Source organism: Flavobacterium sp., assembly GCF_036405015.1.
GTDB lineage: Bacteria > Bacteroidota > Bacteroidia > Flavobacteriales > Flavobacteriaceae > Flavobacterium.
Genome location: NZ_DASWYK010000081.1, coordinates 1 through 20,076, shown reverse-complemented (window position 1 = coordinate 20,076; position 20,076 = coordinate 1). Strand labels below are relative to the sequence as shown.

Annotated in this window: 18 protein-coding genes; 16 read left to right on the top strand and 2 right to left on the bottom strand. The window is 32.8% G+C overall.

Translation table 11 applies throughout. From position 1 onward, the window contains the following. From VGE71_RS06745 to VGE71_RS06725, 5 genes are all read left to right on the top strand, one after another. A partial coding sequence (locus VGE71_RS06745) for a gliding motility-associated C-terminal domain-containing protein (RefSeq protein ID WP_331137640.1) occupies positions 1 to 2,522 on the top strand: 2,522 nt, incomplete at its 5' end. Between the two features lie 47 nt (positions 2,523 to 2,569). Beyond that, positions 2,570 to 3,502, top strand: coding sequence for a type IX secretion system membrane protein PorP/SprF (locus VGE71_RS06740; protein ID WP_331137639.1), 933 nt, complete (start codon positions 2,570 to 2,572; stop codon positions 3,500 to 3,502). Between the two features lie 11 nt (positions 3,503 to 3,513). Then, complete coding sequence (locus tag VGE71_RS06735) at positions 3,514 to 5,451, top strand: OmpA family protein (RefSeq protein ID WP_144213919.1); 1,938 nt, start codon at positions 3,514 to 3,516, stop codon at positions 5,449 to 5,451. A 238-nt stretch (positions 5,452 to 5,689) separates the two neighbouring features. Continuing rightward, a complete protein-coding gene (ligA, locus tag VGE71_RS06730; protein ID WP_331137638.1) occupies positions 5,690 to 7,696 on the top strand; it encodes an NAD-dependent DNA ligase LigA in 2,007 nt (668 codons plus the stop codon). After that, the gene (locus tag VGE71_RS06725; protein ID WP_331137637.1) at positions 7,683 to 8,366 is read left to right on the top strand and encodes a hypothetical protein; all 684 of its coding nucleotides are present in this window, start codon (positions 7,683 to 7,685) and stop codon (positions 8,364 to 8,366) included. Before ligA ends, VGE71_RS06725 begins: the two co-directional genes overlap by 14 nt. Here the strand turns inward: VGE71_RS06725 and VGE71_RS06720 are convergent. Next, entirely contained in the window at positions 8,353 to 9,264 is a 912-nt protein-coding gene (locus VGE71_RS06720) for a metallophosphatase (RefSeq protein WP_331137636.1), read from the bottom strand. The genes VGE71_RS06725 and VGE71_RS06720 overlap by 14 nt on opposite strands. Positions 9,265 to 9,309: 45 nt before the next feature. After that, complete coding sequence (locus VGE71_RS06715) at positions 9,310 to 10,086, bottom strand: 5'-nucleotidase (RefSeq protein ID WP_331137635.1); 777 nt, start codon at positions 10,084 to 10,086, stop codon at positions 9,310 to 9,312. A gap of 47 nt (positions 10,087 to 10,133) precedes the next feature. On the opposite strand from VGE71_RS06715, the gene VGE71_RS06710 reads away from it, so the two are divergent. The 11 genes from VGE71_RS06710 to coaE form a co-directional block, all read left to right on the top strand. Continuing rightward, entirely contained in the window at positions 10,134 to 10,646 is a 513-nt protein-coding gene (locus VGE71_RS06710) for a DUF6913 domain-containing protein (RefSeq protein WP_331137634.1), read from the top strand. 15 nt (positions 10,647 to 10,661) lie between these two features. Continuing rightward, positions 10,662 to 11,543 carry a 4-hydroxy-tetrahydrodipicolinate synthase gene (gene dapA, locus VGE71_RS06705; RefSeq protein WP_331137633.1) on the top strand — a complete coding sequence of 294 codons (882 nt, stop codon included), beginning with the start codon at positions 10,662 to 10,664 and terminating at the stop codon, positions 11,541 to 11,543. 136 nt (positions 11,544 to 11,679) lie between these two features. After that, on the top strand, positions 11,680 to 12,474 hold the full coding sequence (locus VGE71_RS06700) for an outer membrane protein assembly factor BamD (RefSeq protein ID WP_331137632.1): 795 nt from the start codon (positions 11,680 to 11,682) through the stop codon (positions 12,472 to 12,474). 9 nt (positions 12,475 to 12,483) lie between these two features. Further along, positions 12,484 to 12,801, top strand: a complete 318-nt coding sequence (locus tag VGE71_RS06695) for a DNA-directed RNA polymerase subunit omega (RefSeq protein WP_007807938.1) — start codon at positions 12,484 to 12,486, stop codon at positions 12,799 to 12,801. Positions 12,802 to 12,810: 9 nt separating this feature from the next. Further along, positions 12,811 to 14,022, top strand: coding sequence for a bifunctional phosphopantothenoylcysteine decarboxylase/phosphopantothenate--cysteine ligase CoaBC (gene coaBC, locus VGE71_RS06690; RefSeq protein ID WP_331137631.1), 1,212 nt, complete (start codon positions 12,811 to 12,813; stop codon positions 14,020 to 14,022). Between the two features lie 70 nt (positions 14,023 to 14,092). After that, positions 14,093 to 14,977 (top strand): DUF4835 family protein, encoded by an 885-nt coding sequence (locus tag VGE71_RS06685; protein WP_331137630.1) that lies wholly within the window; start codon positions 14,093 to 14,095, stop codon positions 14,975 to 14,977. Between the two features lie 53 nt (positions 14,978 to 15,030). Continuing rightward, complete coding sequence (gene recN, locus VGE71_RS06680) at positions 15,031 to 16,683, top strand: DNA repair protein RecN (protein ID WP_331137629.1); 1,653 nt, start codon at positions 15,031 to 15,033, stop codon at positions 16,681 to 16,683. Positions 16,684 to 16,689: 6 nt separating this feature from the next. Further along, positions 16,690 to 17,211, top strand: coding sequence for a tetratricopeptide repeat protein (locus tag VGE71_RS06675; RefSeq protein ID WP_331137628.1), 522 nt, complete (start codon positions 16,690 to 16,692; stop codon positions 17,209 to 17,211). 21 nt (positions 17,212 to 17,232) lie between these two features. Beyond that, positions 17,233 to 18,423, top strand: coding sequence for an enoyl-ACP reductase FabV (gene fabV, locus VGE71_RS06670; RefSeq protein WP_331137627.1), 1,191 nt, complete (start codon positions 17,233 to 17,235; stop codon positions 18,421 to 18,423). Between the two features lie 125 nt (positions 18,424 to 18,548). Then, complete coding sequence (locus tag VGE71_RS06665) at positions 18,549 to 19,547, top strand: glycosyltransferase (protein WP_331137626.1); 999 nt, start codon at positions 18,549 to 18,551, stop codon at positions 19,545 to 19,547. 2 nt (positions 19,548 to 19,549) lie between these two features. Then, the coding region (gene coaE, locus VGE71_RS06660) for a dephospho-CoA kinase (protein WP_331137625.1) at positions 19,550 to 20,076 on the top strand (527 nt) is incomplete at its 3' end.

Below are 20,076 nucleotides of genomic sequence, written 5' to 3'. Positions count from 1 at the left end.
GTCAGGAAGATGCACCAACATTTGCAAGTATTCAAACCAATCAAGCAAATATTGTTTGGTATACTGCTATAAGCGGAGGAACTTTGATTCCATCATCAACAGCTTTAACAACAGGACAATATTTTGCAGCAATTTCAGATCCTACAACAGGTTGTGAAAGCGCTTCAAGATTAACAGTTGATGTTATTGTAAATGATCCAGGTACACCAACATTGGTAACAACAGGAACTCAAAACTTCTGTTTAGTAAATGCACCGACATTTGCAAGTGTTCAATTCAATCAAGGTAATATAGTTTGGTATACAGCTTTAACAGGTGGAACAGTAATCGCACCTACTACAGCTTTAACAACGGGACAATATTTTGCAGCAATTTCAGATCCAATTACTGGTTGTGAAAGCGCTTCAAGATTGACAGTCGATGTTATTGTAAGCGATCCTGGAACACCAACATTGGTAACAGCAGGAACACAAAACTTCTGTCAGGTAAATGCACCGACATTTGCTAGTGTTCAGTTCAATCAAAGCAATATTATTTGGTACACAGCTTTAACAGGTGGTACAGCAATTGCATCTACGACAGCTTTAACAACTGGACAATATTTTGCAGCAATTTCAGATCCTGCAACAGGTTGTGAAAGTACTTCAAGATTGACTGTAAATGTTGTAGTAACAGATCCATTAACACCAACAACAAACAGTGCAACGCAGACTTTCTGTTCAGGAACTAATCCAACAGTTGCTAGCATTCAGGTTAATGAAAGTAATGTGGTTTGGTATACAACACCAACAGGAGGAACAGTTCTAGCTTCTACGGCAGCTTTAACAACAGGAACTTACTTTGGAGCGATAAAAGATCCGGTAACAAATTGTGAAAGCAGTGTAAGATTGCAGGTAGCAGTTGTAGTTGGAAATACAATAAATCCAACAACCAACAATGCTTCTCAAACTTTCTGTTCAACAAGTGCAGCAACAGTTGCTAATATTCAGGTAAACGAAAGTAATGTAATCTGGTATACAGCAGCAACAGGAGGTACAGTAATTCCAGCGGGAACTATATTAACTTCAGGTGTTTATTTTGGAAATATTGTAGATGCTGCAACAGGTTGTGAAAGTACAACTCGTTTACAAGTTACCGTTACAGTTGTTAATCCAAGTGCAACACCAACAACAAATAATGCAACGCAAAACTTCTGTACTTTAAATACACCAACAATTGCTAGCATTCAGGTTAATGAGGCAAATGTAGTTTGGTATAGTACAGCTACAGGAGGAACAGCAATTCCAGCAACGACAGCACTTACAACAGGTATTTATTATGGTGCAGTTTCAAGCGCAATTGGCTGCGAAAATCCAAATAGACTTGCAGTGACAGTAAATGTAAACACACCAGGTGTAATTACTACTCCAAGAACAGCTCAGACATTCTGTCTATCTGCAGCGCCAACATTGGCTAGTATTTTAGTGAATGAAGCAAATGTAGTTTGGTATACTGCGGCAACTGGAGGAACACCATTAGCAGCTAATACTCCGCTTACAGCGACTACTTATTATGCAGGAGCATTGGCAAATACATTGAATGGCTGTGATAACGGACCAAGATTAGCCATAACAGTTGCATTTGAAAATGATGCAGCTTATCAAATTGCAACGACAGATGATACTCCATGTGTGTTCAAAGGAGTGACTTATTCAATTGCAAATGGTAAATCTGATTATGTATGGACAATTAATGGAGGAACAATTGTTACTGGCGGAGGTGCAGCAGATGGTTCTGTTACAGTTTCCTGGTCTGATGTTGGTCCTGGAACAGTGTCTGTAACTTATACAAACACTTGCGACGAGAGAACAACTAAAACATTAAATGTTAGTGTAACAAGCTGTTCAGACTTAACGATTACGCATACTGTAGATAATCCAACTCCAAATTTTGGCGATAAAGTAACATTTACAATAACAGTTAATAATGTTGGAGAAGGGGATTTTATAAATACAATTGTTAGTGATTTACTTCCTAGCGGTTTAGAATTAGTAAGTTCATCTGCTACTTCTGGAACATACGATCCTACTACACAACTTTGGACAATACCTAGATTAAATGCTGGTCAAAGTGTAGTATTAACAATTGTTGCCGAAGTACTGCCAAGTGGAAATTACACAGTTGTTGCAACGGTAGAAACTTCAACTCCTTTAGATGTTGATGCATCAAATAATTCAGCTTCAGTGACTTTAGAACCAATTTGTTTGACTGTTTACAATGAGTTTACACCAAATAATGACGGTAAAAATGATCTGTTCAGAATTGATTGTATCGAAACTCATCCAAACAACGAGTTGAAAGTATTTAACAGATACGGGGCATTAGTGTACAGTAAAGTACATTATGAAAATGATTGGGACGGAACAGCAAATGTGTCTGGAGTTGTTAATAGAGGAGATATGTTGCCAACAGGTACTTATTTTTATGTGATAACCATTGGAGATGGAACGGTTAAAAAAGGCTGGTTGTCTATTATGAGATAAGCCACTTCTATTAATCATCTAATTAATTAAACTAAATAAGTATCGTTATGAAACTATATATAAAATCATTAGAAACATATTTCATTTTAATATGTTCTTTTATCTCGGTTTGTGCCACAGCGCAGCAAGAGCCTCAATATACACAGTATATGTATAATACTATGGCGGTAAATCCAGCTTATGCTGGATCTACCGGAACCATAGACGCAGCACTTTTGTATCGTTCGCAATGGATTGGAATTTCTGGTGCACCAGAAACACAATCGTTCTCTATTCATTCTCCTCTTCGAAATGAAAAAATAGGTTTGGGATTGAGTATTGTAAATGATAAAATAGGTCCTTCTGATGAACTATATTTTGATGGAAACTTCTCTTATTCAATTCCTTTAGGGTATGAAAAAAGACTTGCTTTTGGTTTAAAAGCAGGAGCAAGGATGTTAAACATCGACTGGTCAAAAGGAAGGTATTATGATAATGATGATGTTCTGTTAAATCAGAACATCAATAATCAAATGAAACTAGCAGTTGGAGCCGGTATTTACTACTACACAGATAAATGGTATGTAGGACTTTCTGTTCCAAGTTTTATGAGAAGTAATTATTATGATGATGTTCAGGAATCAATAGATTATGATCGTCTGCACTATTACTTAATGGGAGGTTATGTTTTTGATTTAAATCCAAATTTGAAATTCAAACCAGCATTTTTAGTAAAAGCAGTAAGTGGAGCACCAATTACAGCAGATGTATCGGCTAATTTCATGATTCAAGAAAAGTTTGTCATAGGAGGAGCTTATCGAACAGATGATTCTGTGAGTATTCTAGCAGGTTTTCAAATAGCACCAAGTTTTTATCTCGGATATGCTTTTGATTATACTGTAAGCCAATTGAACAAATACAACGATGGTTCGCATGAGATCATCTTGCGTTATCAATTTGTGAAAAACCAAAGCAAAATCAAATCTCCTCGATTCTTCTAAAAATAAAACCTATGAGAAAACTATATATCCTAAGTTTAATTTTGAGCGTTACGTTTAGTTTCGCTCAAAAAACTAATTTGAAACAAGCCGATGCTTTGTTTCGAAACTTTTCTTACCTGGATGCTTCAAAAGCTTATGAAGAATGTTTGGCAAACATAAAAAATCCTTCAGCACAAACGTTGAAGAATGCTGCCGATTCCTATTACTTTATTTCAGATTCCAGAAATGCACTTAAATGGTATCGCAAACTTTATGAAGCTCAGGGAAATAATTTAACTGATATTTACTATCTGCGTTATATCCAATCCATGAAAGCTGTCATGGATTATGATGAAGCAGATAAAATCACGAAAGAATATCTAGATAAAAAAGGAGATAAAAAGGAAGTCAATAGATATGTTGTTCAAAAGCAATATATGGACAGTCTATCAAAAGCAAAACCTCTTTTCACTATTAAAAATCTAGATATCAATACCAGTAAGTCAGATTTTGGGGCAACTTTTTTCAAAGATCAGGTTGTGTTTTCTTCGGCTCGTGATACTACCAAGTTTAGTGAAAAATTGTATAGTTGGAACAATCAGCCTTTTTTGAGCTTGTATTTAGCTGAAAGAAATCCTGCTGATGGAAGCCTGTTCAACGAAACCGTTTTTATGCCAAACGTAATGACTAAATATCATGAAGCAACAGCGAGTTTCGACAGTCAGGGAAAAACCATTTATTATTCAACAAATATTGTAAAGAAAAATAAATTGGTTGTGGATGAAGCTAAAGTCAATAATTTTCAGATTATCAAAGGATCAATTGTTGATAATAAGCTAGAAAATCCACAGAAAGTTTTTTTTGACAATGATGATTATTCAGTAGGACATCCTTCATTAAGTGAAGACGGACAATGGCTTTTCTTCGCCTCAGATATGCCAGGCGGATTTGGAGAAACGGATTTGTATGTAGTGAAAATTGCTGGAGACGGTACAATGAGTTCTCCTTTAAATTTAGGTCCAACTATTAATACCATTGGTAACGAAGTTTTTCCTTTCTACCAAAACGGAACTTTATACTTTTCTTCTGATGGACATTACGGTTGGGGAGATTTAGATGTTTACGAAAGCAAATTTTTGCCAGATGGAAATTTCACAACACCAAAAAACCTTGGAGCGCCTGTAAATAGTAACAAAGACGATTTTGCTTTTATAATTAACAAAGCAGATACTTATGGATATTTTTCTTCTAACAGAGCGGGAGGAAAAGGTGATGACGATATTTATTCTTTCGTAAAAGGAAAACCAGTATGTAACCAAAGTATTTCTGGAATGGCGATTGATAGAAAAACTAAAAAGCCGTTGACAGATGTTACTATTTTGGCTTATAATTCTTTCAGTGAAGTTTTAGGAGAAACCAAAACCAACTATGACGGAAAATATGCCATAGAAGTTCCTTGCAATAAAGTGGTAAAAATGATTGCTGCAAAACCAAATTATAGCAGCGATGACAAAACTGTTGAAACTACAGGTCAAAACGGAGGCGAAATTACCAATGTAAATTTTGAATTAAGTAACTACGATGATTTAGTTGTAAAGAAACAAGGTGTTGAAAAAGTAGATGTAAATCCAATTTATTTTGATTACGATAAATACGATATCACGCCAAAAGCTGTAGAAGAGCTTACTAAAGTCGTTTTTATAATGCAGAAATTTCCAAACATCAGAATCAAAATTGAATCTCATACAGATTCTCGCGGTAAAGATTCTTATAATTTGAAATTATCAGACAATAGAGCAAAATCGACTAGAGATTATATCTTGTCACAAGGCATTGATCCTGCTCGAATTGAGAGCGCAATTGGTTACGGTGAAACCCGATTAATCAATAAATGTAAAAATGGGGTGAAATGTACTGAGGAAGAACACGTATTAAATAGACGTTCGGATTTTATCATTATTCAAAAATAGTTTTATATTTGTAACTGTAATTTGTTGATTATCAGTTTAAAAGCGTAAAACGGCAAAACCATTTGGAAGTTGGTTTTTTTAATTCTTTTTTAAGAATAATGGACAAGGAGGAAATCAGATTGCATGAATTTGCAGTCTGATTTTTGATTTTTTAAAACTTTCATTTTTTCTGCTTTCGAACAAAAATAAATTCTAATTTTGATATACAGTTTTATCACAATTATAATTTCAATATTTTATGAGCATTCAAGAGACCATTCAAACATTACGAAATGAACTTAATCAACACAACTACAATTATTATGTGTTAGACAATGCCACAATTTCTGATTATGATTTTGATATTAAACTGAAAGAACTTCAGGATTTAGAAAACAAACATCCTGAGTTTTTTGATGAGAATTCTCCAACACAAAGAGTCGGTGGTGCAGTTACCAAAAATTTTAAAACAATAGCGCATCAATACAGAATGTATTCTTTGGATAACTCTTATTCTAAAGAAGATTTACTAGATTGGGAAAACCGCATTCAAAGAGTTCTCGGAAATGTTAATTTACAATATACCTGCGAATTAAAATATGATGGAGCTTCTATCAGTATTACTTACGAAAACGGAAAACTGGTTCAGGCATTAACACGTGGTGACGGTTTTCAGGGAGATGAGGTTACTAATAATATTAAAACCATAAAATCAATTCCGCTTCATTTAAAAGGAAATTATCCAGATAAATTTGATATTCGTGGTGAAATTATTTTACCATTTGCCGGATTTGAAAAAATGAATCAGGAATTAATTGAAATTGGAGAAACTCCATATTCAAATCCAAGAAATACCGCTTCGGGAAGTTTGAAATTGCAAGATAGTGCTGAGGTTGCAAAACGTCCGTTAGAATGTTTGCTGTATTTTGTAACAGGAAATAATTTGCCTTTTTCTTCTCAATATGAAGGATTAGAATCTGCAAGAAATTGGGGATTCAAAGTGCCAAAAGAAGCTAAATTAGTCAATAACATGCACGAAGTTTTTGACTTTATCGATTATTGGGATGTTCATCGTCATAATCTGCCATACGAAACAGACGGAGTTGTTATCAAAGTAAACAGCATTCAACATCAAGAAGAATTAGGATATACGGCAAAATCTCCTCGTTGGGCAATTGCTTATAAATTTAAATCAGAGCAGGTTTCAACCAAATTAAAATCAATTTCATACCAAGTCGGAAGAACGGGAGCAATCACACCGGTTGCCAATTTAGAGCCAGTACAACTTGCAGGAACAATCGTAAAAAGAGCTTCTCTTCATAATGCCGATCAAATCGAAAAATTAGATATTAGAATAAATGACACTGTTTTTGTAGAAAAAGGAGGAGAAATTATTCCAAAAATCATTGCAGTAGATTTAGAAAAACGTCCAGAGAATTCAGAAAAAACACATTATATCGCTTATTGTCCAGAATGTCATACCGAATTGGTTAGAAATGTGGGCGAGGCGAATCACTATTGTCCAAATTTTTACGGATGTCCTCCGCAGATTATTGGAAGAATTCAACATTACATTTCCAGAAAGGCAATGGATATTGAAGGACTTGGAGGAGAAACAGTAGCTTTACTTTTTAAAAACGATTTAGTACATAATTATGCCGATTTGTATGAATTGAAAGTAGAAGATATTCTGCATTTGGAAAGAATGGCACAAAAATCTGCTGAAAATCTGGTAAACGGAGTTCAGAAATCAAAAGAAATTCCTTTCGAAAGTGTATTGTTTGCACTAGGAATTCGTTTTGTTGGAGAAACTGTGGCTAAAAAATTAGCAAAACATTATAAAAACATAGATGCTTTAAGTCAGGCTTCTTTAATGGATTTAATTTTGGTTGATGAAATTGGAGAAAGAATTGCTAAAAGTGTTATTGATTTTTTTGAAAACGAAGAAAATAAAATCATTATAGAACGCCTAAAAAGTTACGGAATACAGTTTGAAATTGAAGAAAAGATAAATCCAGATGCAACAGATAAATTTGTTGGAAAAACATTTGTCGTTTCTGGTGTTTTCAGTCAATTTTCAAGAGATGAACTTAAGAAAACCATTGAAGATAATGGAGGAAAAGTGGGAAGTTCAATCTCAGCAAAAACAGATTTTGTTGTCGCAGGAGATAATATGGGGCCTGCAAAATTAGAAAAAGCAACCAAATTAAATATTCCGATATTATCCGAACAAGATTTTATAAACAAATTAAATGAAAGCGAATAAACCGTCGTTAATTTTGTTTTTTTTCGCCTTGTTGTGTACAATTATTTTTGATTGGGCACAACAGGATTTTTTTGCGACTTATGCTAAAGCCATTGTACTTCCTGCAATTTTTATTTACTTTTTAATAAGCAGCGAATTTCAAATTGGAAAAACAGAAGGCGTAATTTTTTTCTTTTGCTTTGTTGGGCAAGTTTCTGATCTAATGGATATTGAACTTGGAGGGGTTTTCAGTTTCCTTATTGTTTACTCCTTACTAATATTCATATTCATTAGAGAACATGAAAAAATACATTTAACAAAAAGAGACATACTGCCAATTTCAATTGTAGTAGTTTTTATAGTCTATTTACTGATTTCAGTTCTGAGTCTAAAATTAGACAATATGATGAGGTTTAATTTTGTTTATATTTTGTACGGAATTGTACTAAGTATAATGAGTTATTTCTGCTTTGTCAATTACATCACAAAAGGGACACATATTGCTTTATTGATGTCCCTAATGGCTGTAAGTTATATCTTTTCGGATATATTTTATATTTTCAATGAATATTTTTCTTATTCTATTGCTTTGGTTTTAATACGTGATGTAACTCAAATTTTGGCTTATTACTTTATGGTAGAATACTTTTTAGAAAAAGCCAGAATTCATAGAAATGCTACACAACAATAGTGGCACTTTGATTTGTGTGTGCTTTATCGTTATCAAAATAAAAGTCAATACGGCCTAAGTTAATTCCGTAACAACCAACTTGATTTACCAAAACTTCTTTACCTACTTTATTTTTTACAATTGTTGGTTTGTCTAAGAAAGTATGCGTATGCCCTCCAATAATCAAGTCAATATCTTGAGTTTGTGCAGCAAATGTTAAATCACTAATTTTAGTCGGCTCATCTTTGTATTTGTAGCCTAAATGCGAAAGACAGATTACTAAATCGCATTTTTCTTGCTTTTTCAAAAGCTGCGTCATATCCTGAGCAACTTCAACAGGATTGTTATAGACAGTTTCTAGATATAATTTTTTATCTACTAAACCTTGTAATTCAATTCCAACTCCAAAAACTCCAACTTTAATTCCGTTTTTATTAAAGATTTTGTACGGTTTAACATGTCCATCCATAACCGTATTTTTGAAATCGTAGTTTGAGTTGATAAAGTCAAAAGTAGCATGAGGAAGTTGAGCATACAATCCATCAAGACCGTTGTCAAAATCATGATTTCCAATAGTTGAAGCATCATACTTCATCATACTCATTAATTTAAATTCCAATTCACCTCCGTAGTAATTAAAATATGGAGTTCCCTGAAAAATATCACCAGCATCTAACAAAAGAACATTAGGATTTTCTTTGCGAATGCTTTCAATTAATGTTGCACGACGAGATACGCCACCTTTATTAGGATTACGTGGATCATCAGCAGGAAAAGGATCGATATGGCTGTGCACATCGTTAGTATGTAGAATAGTTAAATGCTTAATATCGTTAGTTCCAAAACTGCTCAAAGACAATCCTAAACTTAGTAGGGCAGTACTTGCTGCTGTTTTTTCGATAAACTCTCTTCTTTTCATTTTATATTTTTTTTGCAGGAATGCTTACTTTATTTTCTTTGATTTTTATTCTTCAGTAATTCTGATATTTTTTGGAGCAACAACTGTGTCTACGTCTTTAAAATAATCAATCAGAACATTTCTAAGCTTATAGTTTAAGTCAAATTTTTGAGTGCCTTTAGCAAAGAAAGTCATACTGTCACCACCGTTTGCTAAATAATCATTTGTAGCAACATAATAAGTTTTATTGAGATCAAGCGGTTTTCCTTGTACCATAATATTTTTTGCAGTATTGTCTTTTGTAATTGTAAATGTCATTCCAGACAATGGCTGAGGTTTTTTCTCTTTAATGATATAAGCAGCAATATCTAGGATCTGTTCTCCTTTTAGAGCTATCACAACCAAATTGTTTTCAAAAGGCATAATTTCAAAAGCAGTTCTTGTTGTAACATTTCCTTTAGGAAGAATAGCACGAATACCACCATGATTCAAAAGACATAAATCTATATCCTTATTTTCACGCGATTTAAAAACAGTATTTCCTTTTAGCAGACAAACATCAGCTAGTAAACTTCCAATACTAGTCTGCCATTTTCCAGTGCTTTTGTCAAGTGTTTCAGGGCAATATGCTAATACATTATCCAAATCCTGATTAATGTGATCTCGATACGGTTTTATAAAGGCTTCAATTGCTGGAGTTTCACCCGTTTTTTCAGTAACAGGAAGTTGTTTTCCTTCGATTTTGTTTAAATTGTAGTTTTTCGGGCTACAGGAGAATATAAAAAATGTTAAGAATATAACAAAAAGTTTTAAAAATACGTTATACTTTTTTAGTTTTACCATTTTAAATGCAACTTAAATAATTAATTTTGTAATCTGGTAAAAGTACTATGTTTTTGAATTATATAAAGGAATTTTTTGTAAAAAAATCATTAAAAAATAACTTAAGTGATGTAAAAAATGAAGTCTTTTCAAACAATGTTCAAACGATTGGTTTATTGATAGATGAAAGTAATTTTAGTCATTCAGAAGCTTTAAAAAAGGAATTAACGATTCACGGAATTGCTCTGGAAAACATAAAAGTTGTTGCTTTCAATGCAAAATTCAAGAAAAATGAAACGTATTTACGACCTACTTTTGGTAAAAAACACATCAATTGGAAGGGAGAGATTTCAGAAGACTTTTTGAGAGAATTCATAAATGAAGATTTTGATCTTTTGCTAAGTTATTATGATGTAGAAAATACAATTTTGATGATGCTCACAAGTAAAACAAAAGCTAAATTTAAAGTTGGATTTGCTGCAGTAAACAACGATTTGAATCGTTTGATGATAAATACGGAACTAGAAAACTATAAACTATTCGTTTCAGAATTGTTTAGGTATTTAAAAAATATAAAATAAATTATAATTAAAAATATGCAATCATTAATAGGAACAGGAGTTGCACTTGTAACGCCATTTAAAAAAGATTTTTCAGTTGACATTGAGGCTTTACATAGAATTGTAAATTTCTCTATTGATGGAGGAGTTGAATATCTTGTTGTTATGGGAACAACTGCAGAAAATGCTACCCTTACGACAGAAGAGAAAGAATTGGTTATAAAAACTGTAATCGATGTAAATAAAGGAAGACTGCCTCTTGTTTTAGGAGTTGGAGGAAATAATACTATGCAGATTGTTGAAGAATTAAAAACAAGAGATTTTTCTGCTTTTGAAGCAATTTTATCTGTTTCTCCATATTATAATAAGCCTACACAAGAAGGAATTTATCAGCATTTTAAAGCAATTGCTGAAGCTTCTCCGGTTCCAGTAATCTTATATAATGTTCCAGGAAGAACTTCAAGTAACATGCTTCCTGCAACTGTAGTTCGTTTGGCCAATGATTTTGAAAATGTTGTAGCAATTAAAGAGGCTGCAGGAGATATGGCTCAAGCAATGCAGATTATTAAAAATGCTCCAAAAGATTTCTTAGTAATTTCTGGAGACGATATGTTGGCATTGCCAATCGTTTTAGCAGGTGGAGCAGGAGTAATTTCTGTTATTGGACAAGGTTTTCCAAAAGAATTTTCAGAAATGATTCGTTTAGGATTGAATAAAAAAGCGGCAGACGCCTTCAAAACACATTACTTTTTATCAGACAGTATCGATATGATTTTTGAGCAGGGAAATCCAGCAGGAATCAAACAAATCTTCCAAGCTCTTGGAATTGCTGATAATACCGTTCGTCTTCCATTAGTTTCGGTTGATGATTCTCTAGCTGCAAGATTAAATGAGTTTGTAAAAAACAGCATTAAATAATTGTTAAAGTGTTAGTATTTTAAGATACTAAAAAATTATTTTGCAGTCGCTAAATTAATAACTAAATTTGCCACCGAAACTTCGGTGTGATTTTGTTTTGGCAAATTGTCTAAGAGATCATAATAAAAGTAAATAAATGAAGAAAATAGTATCATTATTAATAGTTGTTGCCCTTTTTGCTTCTTGTGGAGAATATCAAAAAGCTTTGAAAAATGAAGATGTTGCAGCTAAGTTTGAAATGGCAACAAAAATGTATGATGCTGGTAAATACAATAAGGCAATTCGTCTTTTTGAACAGTTAGCGCCTTCTTACAGAGGAAAACCTCAGGCAGAAAAACTGTTTTATATGTTTTCTCAATCGTATTACAAAACCAAACAATATTATTTGGCTGGTTATCAGTTTGAAAGTTTTGTTTCAGGTTATCCTCGAAGCGAAAAAGTGCAGGAAGCTGCTTTTTTAGGTGCGTACAGTTATTCAAAACTGGCTCCTGTTTACAGTTTAGATCAGACTGATACGGTAAAAGCGTTAGAGAAATTACAAGCTTTTATTGATAATTATCCAAACTCAGAATATTTGGCACAAGCCAATGAAACTGTGCAGTTGTTAAACGGTAAATTAGAGAAAAAAGCATACGAAAATGCTAAAGGATACAATACAATTTCAGATTATAAATCAGCTTTAGTAGCGTTTGATAATTTTATTGCTGATTTTCCAGGGACACCTTTTAAAGAAGATGCGTTGTTTTACAAATACGATTCAGCATATCAGTTAGCAATTAATAGTGTGCCTTCTAAAATGGAAGAACGTTTACATGTGGCGCAAACAGCTTATGCTAATTTGATTAAATTTAAAAGCGACACAAAATACAAAGTTAAGGCAGAAGAAATGAATGCCAGAGTTGAAACAGATTTACAAAAATTTACTAAATAAATAAAAGTCATGGATTTAAAAAAGACGAATGCTCCTGTTAACACAATAACTTACAATAAAACAGTTATTGAAGAGCCAACAGGAAATGTGTATGAGGCAATTACCATTATGGCTAAAAGAGCAAATCAAATTAATTCAGAGATTAAAAAAGAATTGACTGAAAAATTAGAAGAGTTTGCTACTTACAATGATAGTCTAGAGGAAGTTTTTGAAAATAAAGAGCAAATCGAAGTTTCTAAATTTTACGAAAAATTACCAAAACCACACGCTTTAGCTGTTCAAGAATGGTTAGACGGAAAAACTTACCACAGAGGTTCAAACAAATAATATAGTACAATGTCAGTTTTAAACGGGAAGAAAATTTTACTGGGTGTTTCCGGTGGAATTGCAGCCTATAAAACAGCCACTTTAGTACGACTTTTTATAAAAGCAGGTGCACATGTCCAAGTGATAATGACACCTGCTTCTAAGGATTTTGTAACCCCACTTACATTATCTACTTTATCAAAAAATCCAGTACATTCAAGTTTCTTTAATCAAGATGATGAAGAAGCCGTTTGGAACAATCACGTAGAATTAGCTCTTTGGGCTGATATTATGCTGATTGCACCTGCGACTGCCAATACATTATCTAAAATGACAACAGGAAACTGCGATAATCTTTTAATCGCGGCCTATTTATCTGCAAAATGTCCAGTGTACTTCGCTCCTGCAATGGATTTGGATATGTATAAACATCCTTCAACTTTATCTAGTTTTACTGCTTTAAAACAGTTCGGAAATATTATGATTCCAGCTGAGACAGGTGAACTTGCAAGTGGTTTATCTGGAGAAGGACGAATGGCTGAACCAGAAAATATAGTTGCTTTTTTAGAAGCTGATTTAGAAAGCAAGCTGCCTTTAAAAGGAAAAAAAATACTAGTTACTGCTGGCCCAACATACGAAGCTATAGATCCTGTACGTTTTATTGGAAATCATTCTTCTGGAAAAATGGGGTTTGATATTGCTAATGAAGCTGCTAATTTAGGTGCTGAAGTATTTTTAATTGCTGGTCCAACACATTTTAAAGCTAAAAATGCTTTGGTGAAAGTCGTAGATGTTGTTTCTGCTCAGGAAATGTACGATGCCTGTCATTTGTATTTTAATGATGTTGATGTGGCTATCGCGGCTGCAGCTGTAGCAGATTATAAACCTAAATTTGTTGCAGACCAAAAGATTAAGAAAAATGCTGCTGAATTTTCGATAGAACTTGAAAAGACAAAAGATATATTATCTTCGTTAGGAGCTATCAAGAAAAATCAGTTTTTGATTGGATTTGCATTGGAAACTGAAAATGAAATTGAAAATGCTAAGTTGAAAATTCAGAAAAAAAACTTAGATTTGATTGTTTTAAATTCCTTACAGGATAAAGGTGCCGGTTTTAAAAAAGAAACCAATAAAGTAACTTTTATTGATAAAAATTTTGAAATTGAACCGATGGAATTAAAATCAAAAGAATCGGTGGCGGCTGATATTTTGAATAAGGTTATGCTTCATTTTTCAAAATAAAAGTTTGAAATATACGCCGAAAACAGAAATGGAGATCATTTGTGTTTATAAAATTAAATTTTAGAAGAGTATGAATAAGATAGTTACACTGTTGGTATTTTTGAGCTTTGGTTTTGTGCAAGCGCAACAGCTAAATTGTACAGTAACTATTAATACAGAACGACTTACGAATCCAAACAATCAGGTTTTTAAAACATTGCAGACTTCTTTGTCTGAATTTGTCAATAAAACAGACTGGACGGGTTCGAGCTTAAAGCAGAACGAAAGAATTAACTGTTCGATGTATATTACTTTGTCATCCAATAGTTCAGATCAATTTACAGGAACAATTCAGGTTCAGTCTTCGAGATTGATTTTTAATTCTACATATTCGTCACCTGTTTTAAATTATAACGATAAAGATTTTAATTTCAGATATACAGAATACGAACCATTATTGTTCAATCCGACTACTTACGATTCGAATTTGGTTTCTGTAATCTCTTTTTATTGTTATCTAATTTTAGGTATGGATGCTGACACTTTTCAAATGGGAGCAGGAAATCAATATCTTCAAACAGCGCAAAATATTGCCAGCGTCGCACAACAAGGCGGATTCAAAGGTTGGAGTCAGGCAGACGGAATTCAGAACCGTTATTATTTAATTAATGATATGATAGCGCCAACTTACAGTGATTTACGTCAGACAATGTATGCTTATCATACTGGTCTTGATGGAATGAGTCTTGATTTGAAAGCGTCTAAAGAAAAAATAAAATCTTCGTTAATGCTTATTGGTAAGTTAAATTCGGTTAAGCCTAATGCTTTTATAACCCGAGTTTTCTTTGATGCCAAATCAGATGAGATCGTTTCTATTTTTTCTGGTGGACCAAGTATTACAATTACCGATTTAACAGATGTCTTAAATAAAGTTTCACCGTTAAATTCTACTAAATGGTCACAGATTAAGTATTAATTCTGTATCATTTTAAAAATCTTCTCTAACTTTTTATTTTATAAAATTGCCCTATGATTACGTCACTGTCAATTAAAAATTATGCGCTTATTGAAAAACTGGCTATAGATTTTTCTAAAGGTTTTTCTATAATTACAGGTGAGACGGGAGCGGGAAAATCCATTATTTTGGGCGCTATAGGATTGGTTTTAGGGAAAAGAGCAGATCTTACTTCTTTAAAAAACAAAGAAGAAAAATGTGTTATTGAAGCCCAATTTGAAATAGGAAAATACAATCTTAAGGAGTTTTTCGAAGTTAATGATCTGGATTATGAAGATGAAACAATCATTAGAAGAGAAATTTTGCCTTCAGGAAAGTCTCGTGCTTTTATAAATGATAGTCCTGTGAATCTTCAGGAACTTCAGGATTTGAGTTTGTATTTGATTGATATTCATTCGCAACAACAAACTCAGGAGTTGTCAGATGAGAATGTTCAATTCAAAATTATTGATGCTATTGCAAATAATGCAGAAATAATTGTGGAATATCAAAAATTGCTGAAATCTTATAAATCAGATAAGTCAAAACTAAATGCTTTGTTGAAAAAGCAAAGTGATGCAGGAAAAGAGCAGGAGTATCATACATTTTTATTGAATGAATTGGTTGCTGCTCAGTTGAAATCTGGTGAACAGGAAGAGTTAGAAGCAGACTACGAAAAACTGAATAATGTTGAGATTATTAAAGAGTCTTTGGATAAATCTTTAGCAATTGCAAATGAGGAGCAGTTTGGTGTTTTTCATAATTTAAATGAAATTAAAAATGCATTGCAAAAAGTAGCTCTTTTTTCTCCAGAATATCAAAATTTATTTGAAAGAGTTAGCAGTTTGACTATTGAGTTTGATGATGTTTCCAAAGAATTGGAAAGCTGTTCAGAAAAACTATTAAATGATCCAGTACAATTAGAATTAGTAAATCAAAAATTGCAGCTGATTTATAATTTACAGAAGAAACATCAAGTGAGTTCTGTAGATGATTTGCTTCAAATACAGTCTGATTTAGGAAATTCTTTGTTGGAATTAGATAATATGGATGAAGAAATAGCGTCACTATCTAAAATTATCGAAGAAAAAGCGATTGAACTTGATGATTATGCTTCGAAAATACATGAAAATAGGGTAAATGCAATTCCGAAATTATCAGAGCAATTAGTTGCAATTTTAGAAACGTTAGGAATGCCAAATGCTCGTTTTAATATGGAATTACAGCCTTCTGAAACGTATTTCCAAAACGGAAAAGATGAATTACAATTCTTGTTTTCTGCCAATAAAGGAACTGATTTTGGATTGCTAAAAAAAGTAGCATCGGGAGGAGAGATGTCTCGTATTATGCTTGCTGTAAAAGCTATTTTGGCTAAATATTCAAAACTTCCGACTTTGATTTTTGATGAAATCGATACAGGGGTTTCAGGAGAAATAGCAATCAGAATGGGAGAAATTATGAAAGAAATGAGTAATACCATGCAGATTTTTGCTATTACGCATTTACCGCAAATCGCAGCAAAAGGAGATTCTCACTTTAAAGTTTCTAAATCTACAGTTGGAGATGATACGCAGTCAGAATTGAAACTTTTATCACAAGAAGACCGAATTATTGAAATTGCTCAAATGTTATCTGGGGCCAATATTTCTGATTCGGCTTTAAATCATGCAAAAGAATTATTGAATTAAAACACAATGGAAAGTTTAAGTTTTTACGAAAATCAGTTTATAAAAGCAGATGCTTTGATTTCTGAAGGAAATTCTGCAGATGCAAAAGAATTGCTAGAGGAAATCCTGTCTCAATATCCTGATTTTGGAAAAGCCCACAATCATTTAGGCTGGATCTATTACAACAAATTAAGTGATTACGAAAAAGGAATTTATCATTACAAATTGGCAATGAAATTTGAACCTAAATATGCTGCGCCATACTTAAATTATACCTATTTGTTGATTGATATCGGGAGATATGCAGAAGCAAAAGAACATATAAAATTTACTCAGGCAAATTTAGAAAATGCAGATAACTCTTCTTATAACAGTGAATTAGGCAGAATGGCGGAATATGAAGGTCAATATACAGCGGCTTATAATTATTATAAAGAGGCTAACAAAAATGCATTAAACCCAAATTTTATTGAGAATATGAATGCTAATATGAAAAGGGTTAAGGATAAAATGTCTATTTTTGAAAAATTAAAACTGAAATTGAAATAATACAAAAAAAATAATTGCAAGATGATTATAGAACCTAGAATGAGAGGATTTATTTGTTTGACTGCCCACCCAACGGGAGCTGAGCAAAATGTAAAAAATCAAATCGAATACGTAAAATCTAAAGGAGAAATCGCTGGTGCTAAAAAAGTTTTAGTTATTGGTGCTTCTACAGGTTTCGGATTAGCTTCAAGAATTACTAGTGCTTTTGGTTCTGGTGCATCAACAATTGGTGTGTTTTTTGAAAAACCGCCAGTTGAAGGTAAAACAGCTTCTCCGGGATGGTACAATTCTGCAGCATTTGAAAAAGAAGCTCACAAAGCAGGTTTATATGCGAAAAGTATCAATGGAGATGCTTTTTCAAACGAAATAAAAAGAGAAACTTTAGATTTAATTAAAGCTGATTTAGGACAAGTTGATCTTATCATTTATAGTTTAGCTTCACCTGTTCGTACAAATCCAAATACAGGTGTTACACATCGTTCAGTTTTAAAACCAATTGGACAAACTTTTACAAACAAAACAGTTGATTTTCATACTGGAAAAGTATCAGAGGTTTCAATTTCTCCTGCAAACGAAGAAGATATTGAAAATACTGTAGCAGTTATGGGAGGTGATGACTGGGCTATGTGGATTGAAGCTTTAAAAAGTGAAAATTTATTAGCAGAAGGAGCTACAACTGTTGCTTATTCTTATATCGGACCATCTTTAACAGAAGCAGTTTACAGAAAAGGAACTATTGGTCGTGCAAAAGATCATTTAGAAGCTACTGCGTTTACAATTGGTGATTCTTTAAAATCTATTGGAGGAAAAGCTTATGTTTCTGTAAACAAAGCTTTGGTAACTCAGGCAAGTTCTGCAATTCCTGTAATTCCATTATATATTTCTCTTTTGTATAAAATCATGAAAGAAGAAGGAATTCACGAAGGTTGTATCGAACAGATTCAGCGTTTATTCCAAGATAGATTATACAATGGTTCAGAAGTTCCTGTTGACGAAAAAGGAAGAATCAGAATTGATGACTGGGAAATGCGTGAAGATGTTCAAGCGAAAGTGGCTAAACTTTGGTTGGAGGCGACAACAGAATCTTTACCAGAAATCGGAGATTTAGCAGGATACAGAAATGATTTCTTAAACTTATTCGGATTCGAAGTTCCTGGTGTTGATTACAATGCGGATACTAACGAAGTTGTTGAAATTGAAAGCATAAAATAACATTTTTTTACTTATTGTAAAACAAAAACCATCAATCAAAAGTTGATGGTTTTTTTGTTAATATACCGTACCTTTGTTAAAATTTTAAACAAAAAAATTACCTTTTAAAAACTGCACATTCTGCTATGATTTTTTCTTTAATTATACCCGTGTATAATCGTCCAGATGAAGTTGATGAGCTTTTAGAAAGCCTCTCAAAATCTGATTATAATGAAGCTTTTGAAATTGTTCTTGTTGAAGATGGATCTTCAATCCCGTGTCGGGATGTGGTAATGAATTACCAGGGAAAATTAAATATATCGTATTATTTTAAAGAAAACTCCGGACCTGGAGATTCCAGAAATTTTGGAATGCAAAGAGCTAGAGGCGATTATTTTATCATTTTCGACTCTGATTGTATTATACCTTCAAGTTATTTAACAGAGGTTCGTAAAGAGTTGGATAAGCAATATGTAGATTGTTTTGGAGGTCCAGATAAGGCTTTAGATAGTTTTTCTAATATTCAGAAAGCAATCAATTTTGCGATGACTTCTTTTCTTACAACAGGTGGAATTCGAGGTGGATCTGAGAAAATAACTAAATTTCAGCCACGTAGTTTTAACATGGGTATTTCTAGAAAAGCTTTTGAGGCTTCAAAAGGTTTTGGAAACATTCATCCAGGAGAAGATCCCGATTTGTCTATCCGTTTATGGAATTTAGGATTTGAAACTAGACTGTTTTCGGAGGCTTACGTATACCATAAAAGAAGAATTGATTGGGAAAAATTCTCTATTCAGGTTAAGAAATTTGGTGTCGCGAGACCAATTTTAAATAGCTGGTATCCAGAGCATAATAAGCTAACTTTTTTCTTTCCAACTGCATTTTTAGTTGGTTTATTATTAGCTTTTTTATTGTTAATTTTCAATATTGATATTTTATTACAATTATATTTCGTATATTTCGTTATAGTTTTTCTTACGGCGAGTATCCAAAATAAAAGTATTAAAATAGGATATCTTTCTATGATAGCAGTGTGGAAACAATTTTATGGTTACGGAACAGGATTTTTAGAATCTTTTGTAAAAATAATTGTATTGAAAAAGAAACCTCAGGAAGCTTTTCCACGTATGTTTTTTAAAGTATAAGAATGACAAAAGTTATTGGCCTTACAGGAGGAATTGGCAGTGGTAAAACAACTGTTGCAAACTATTTTGAAGAAATGGGAGTTCCTGTTTATATAGCAGATAACGGAGCCAAAAAAGTAATGCACTCACAAGAGATCGCAGAAGAAGTAAAAACTGCATTTGGCCATGATATTTTTGATGGAGAAGTTTTAAATAGAGCAAAATTAGCTCAGATAGTTTTTAATGATAAAGAAGAATTAGCAAAGTTAAATGCAATTGTACATCCAGCTGTAAAAAGAGATTTTGAAAAATGGATGTTGGATTATAAAAACTTTGAATATGTTGTTTATGAAGCAGCTATTTTGTTTGAAAGTGGTCGTTATAAAGATTGCGATGTAATTATAACCGTTACTGCTCCGGAAGAAGTAAGAATCGAACGAGTAATAAAACGAGATAACACTACAAGAGAACAAGTGTTGAGTAGAATGAAAATGCAGTGGAATGACGAAAAACGAATTTCTAAGAGCAATTTCGTGATTAATAACAATAA

Bases quoted from the DNA above. Each gene is read 5' to 3' on its own strand.
- VGE71_RS06675 (WP_331137628.1), top strand. From the start codon at position 16,690: ATGGAAAGTTTAAGTTTTTACGAAAATCAGTTTATAAAAGCAGATGCT.
- ligA (WP_331137638.1), top strand. From the start codon at position 5,690: ATGAGCATTCAAGAGACCATTCAAACATTACGAAATGAACTTAATCAA.
- VGE71_RS06700 (WP_331137632.1), top strand. From the start codon at position 11,680: ATGAAGAAAATAGTATCATTATTAATAGTTGTTGCCCTTTTTGCTTCT.
- VGE71_RS06665 (WP_331137626.1), top strand. From the start codon at position 18,549: ATGATTTTTTCTTTAATTATACCCGTGTATAATCGTCCAGATGAAGTT.
- coaBC (WP_331137631.1), top strand. From the start codon at position 12,811: ATGTCAGTTTTAAACGGGAAGAAAATTTTACTGGGTGTTTCCGGTGGA.
- VGE71_RS06740 (WP_331137639.1), top strand. From the start codon at position 2,570: ATGAAACTATATATAAAATCATTAGAAACATATTTCATTTTAATATGT.
- VGE71_RS06725 (WP_331137637.1), top strand. From the start codon at position 7,683: ATGAAAGCGAATAAACCGTCGTTAATTTTGTTTTTTTTCGCCTTGTTG.
- fabV (WP_331137627.1), top strand. From the start codon at position 17,233: ATGATTATAGAACCTAGAATGAGAGGATTTATTTGTTTGACTGCCCAC.
- VGE71_RS06685 (WP_331137630.1), top strand. From the start codon at position 14,093: ATGAATAAGATAGTTACACTGTTGGTATTTTTGAGCTTTGGTTTTGTG.
- dapA (WP_331137633.1), top strand. From the start codon at position 10,662: ATGCAATCATTAATAGGAACAGGAGTTGCACTTGTAACGCCATTTAAA.
- VGE71_RS06720 (WP_331137636.1), bottom strand. From the start codon at position 9,264: ATGAAAAGAAGAGAGTTTATCGAAAAAACAGCAGCAAGTACTGCCCTA.
- recN (WP_331137629.1), top strand. From the start codon at position 15,031: ATGATTACGTCACTGTCAATTAAAAATTATGCGCTTATTGAAAAACTG.
- VGE71_RS06710 (WP_331137634.1), top strand. From the start codon at position 10,134: ATGTTTTTGAATTATATAAAGGAATTTTTTGTAAAAAAATCATTAAAA.
- VGE71_RS06715 (WP_331137635.1), bottom strand. From the start codon at position 10,086: ATGGTAAAACTAAAAAAGTATAACGTATTTTTAAAACTTTTTGTTATA.
- VGE71_RS06695 (WP_007807938.1), top strand. From the start codon at position 12,484: ATGGATTTAAAAAAGACGAATGCTCCTGTTAACACAATAACTTACAAT.
- VGE71_RS06735 (WP_144213919.1), top strand. From the start codon at position 3,514: ATGAGAAAACTATATATCCTAAGTTTAATTTTGAGCGTTACGTTTAGT.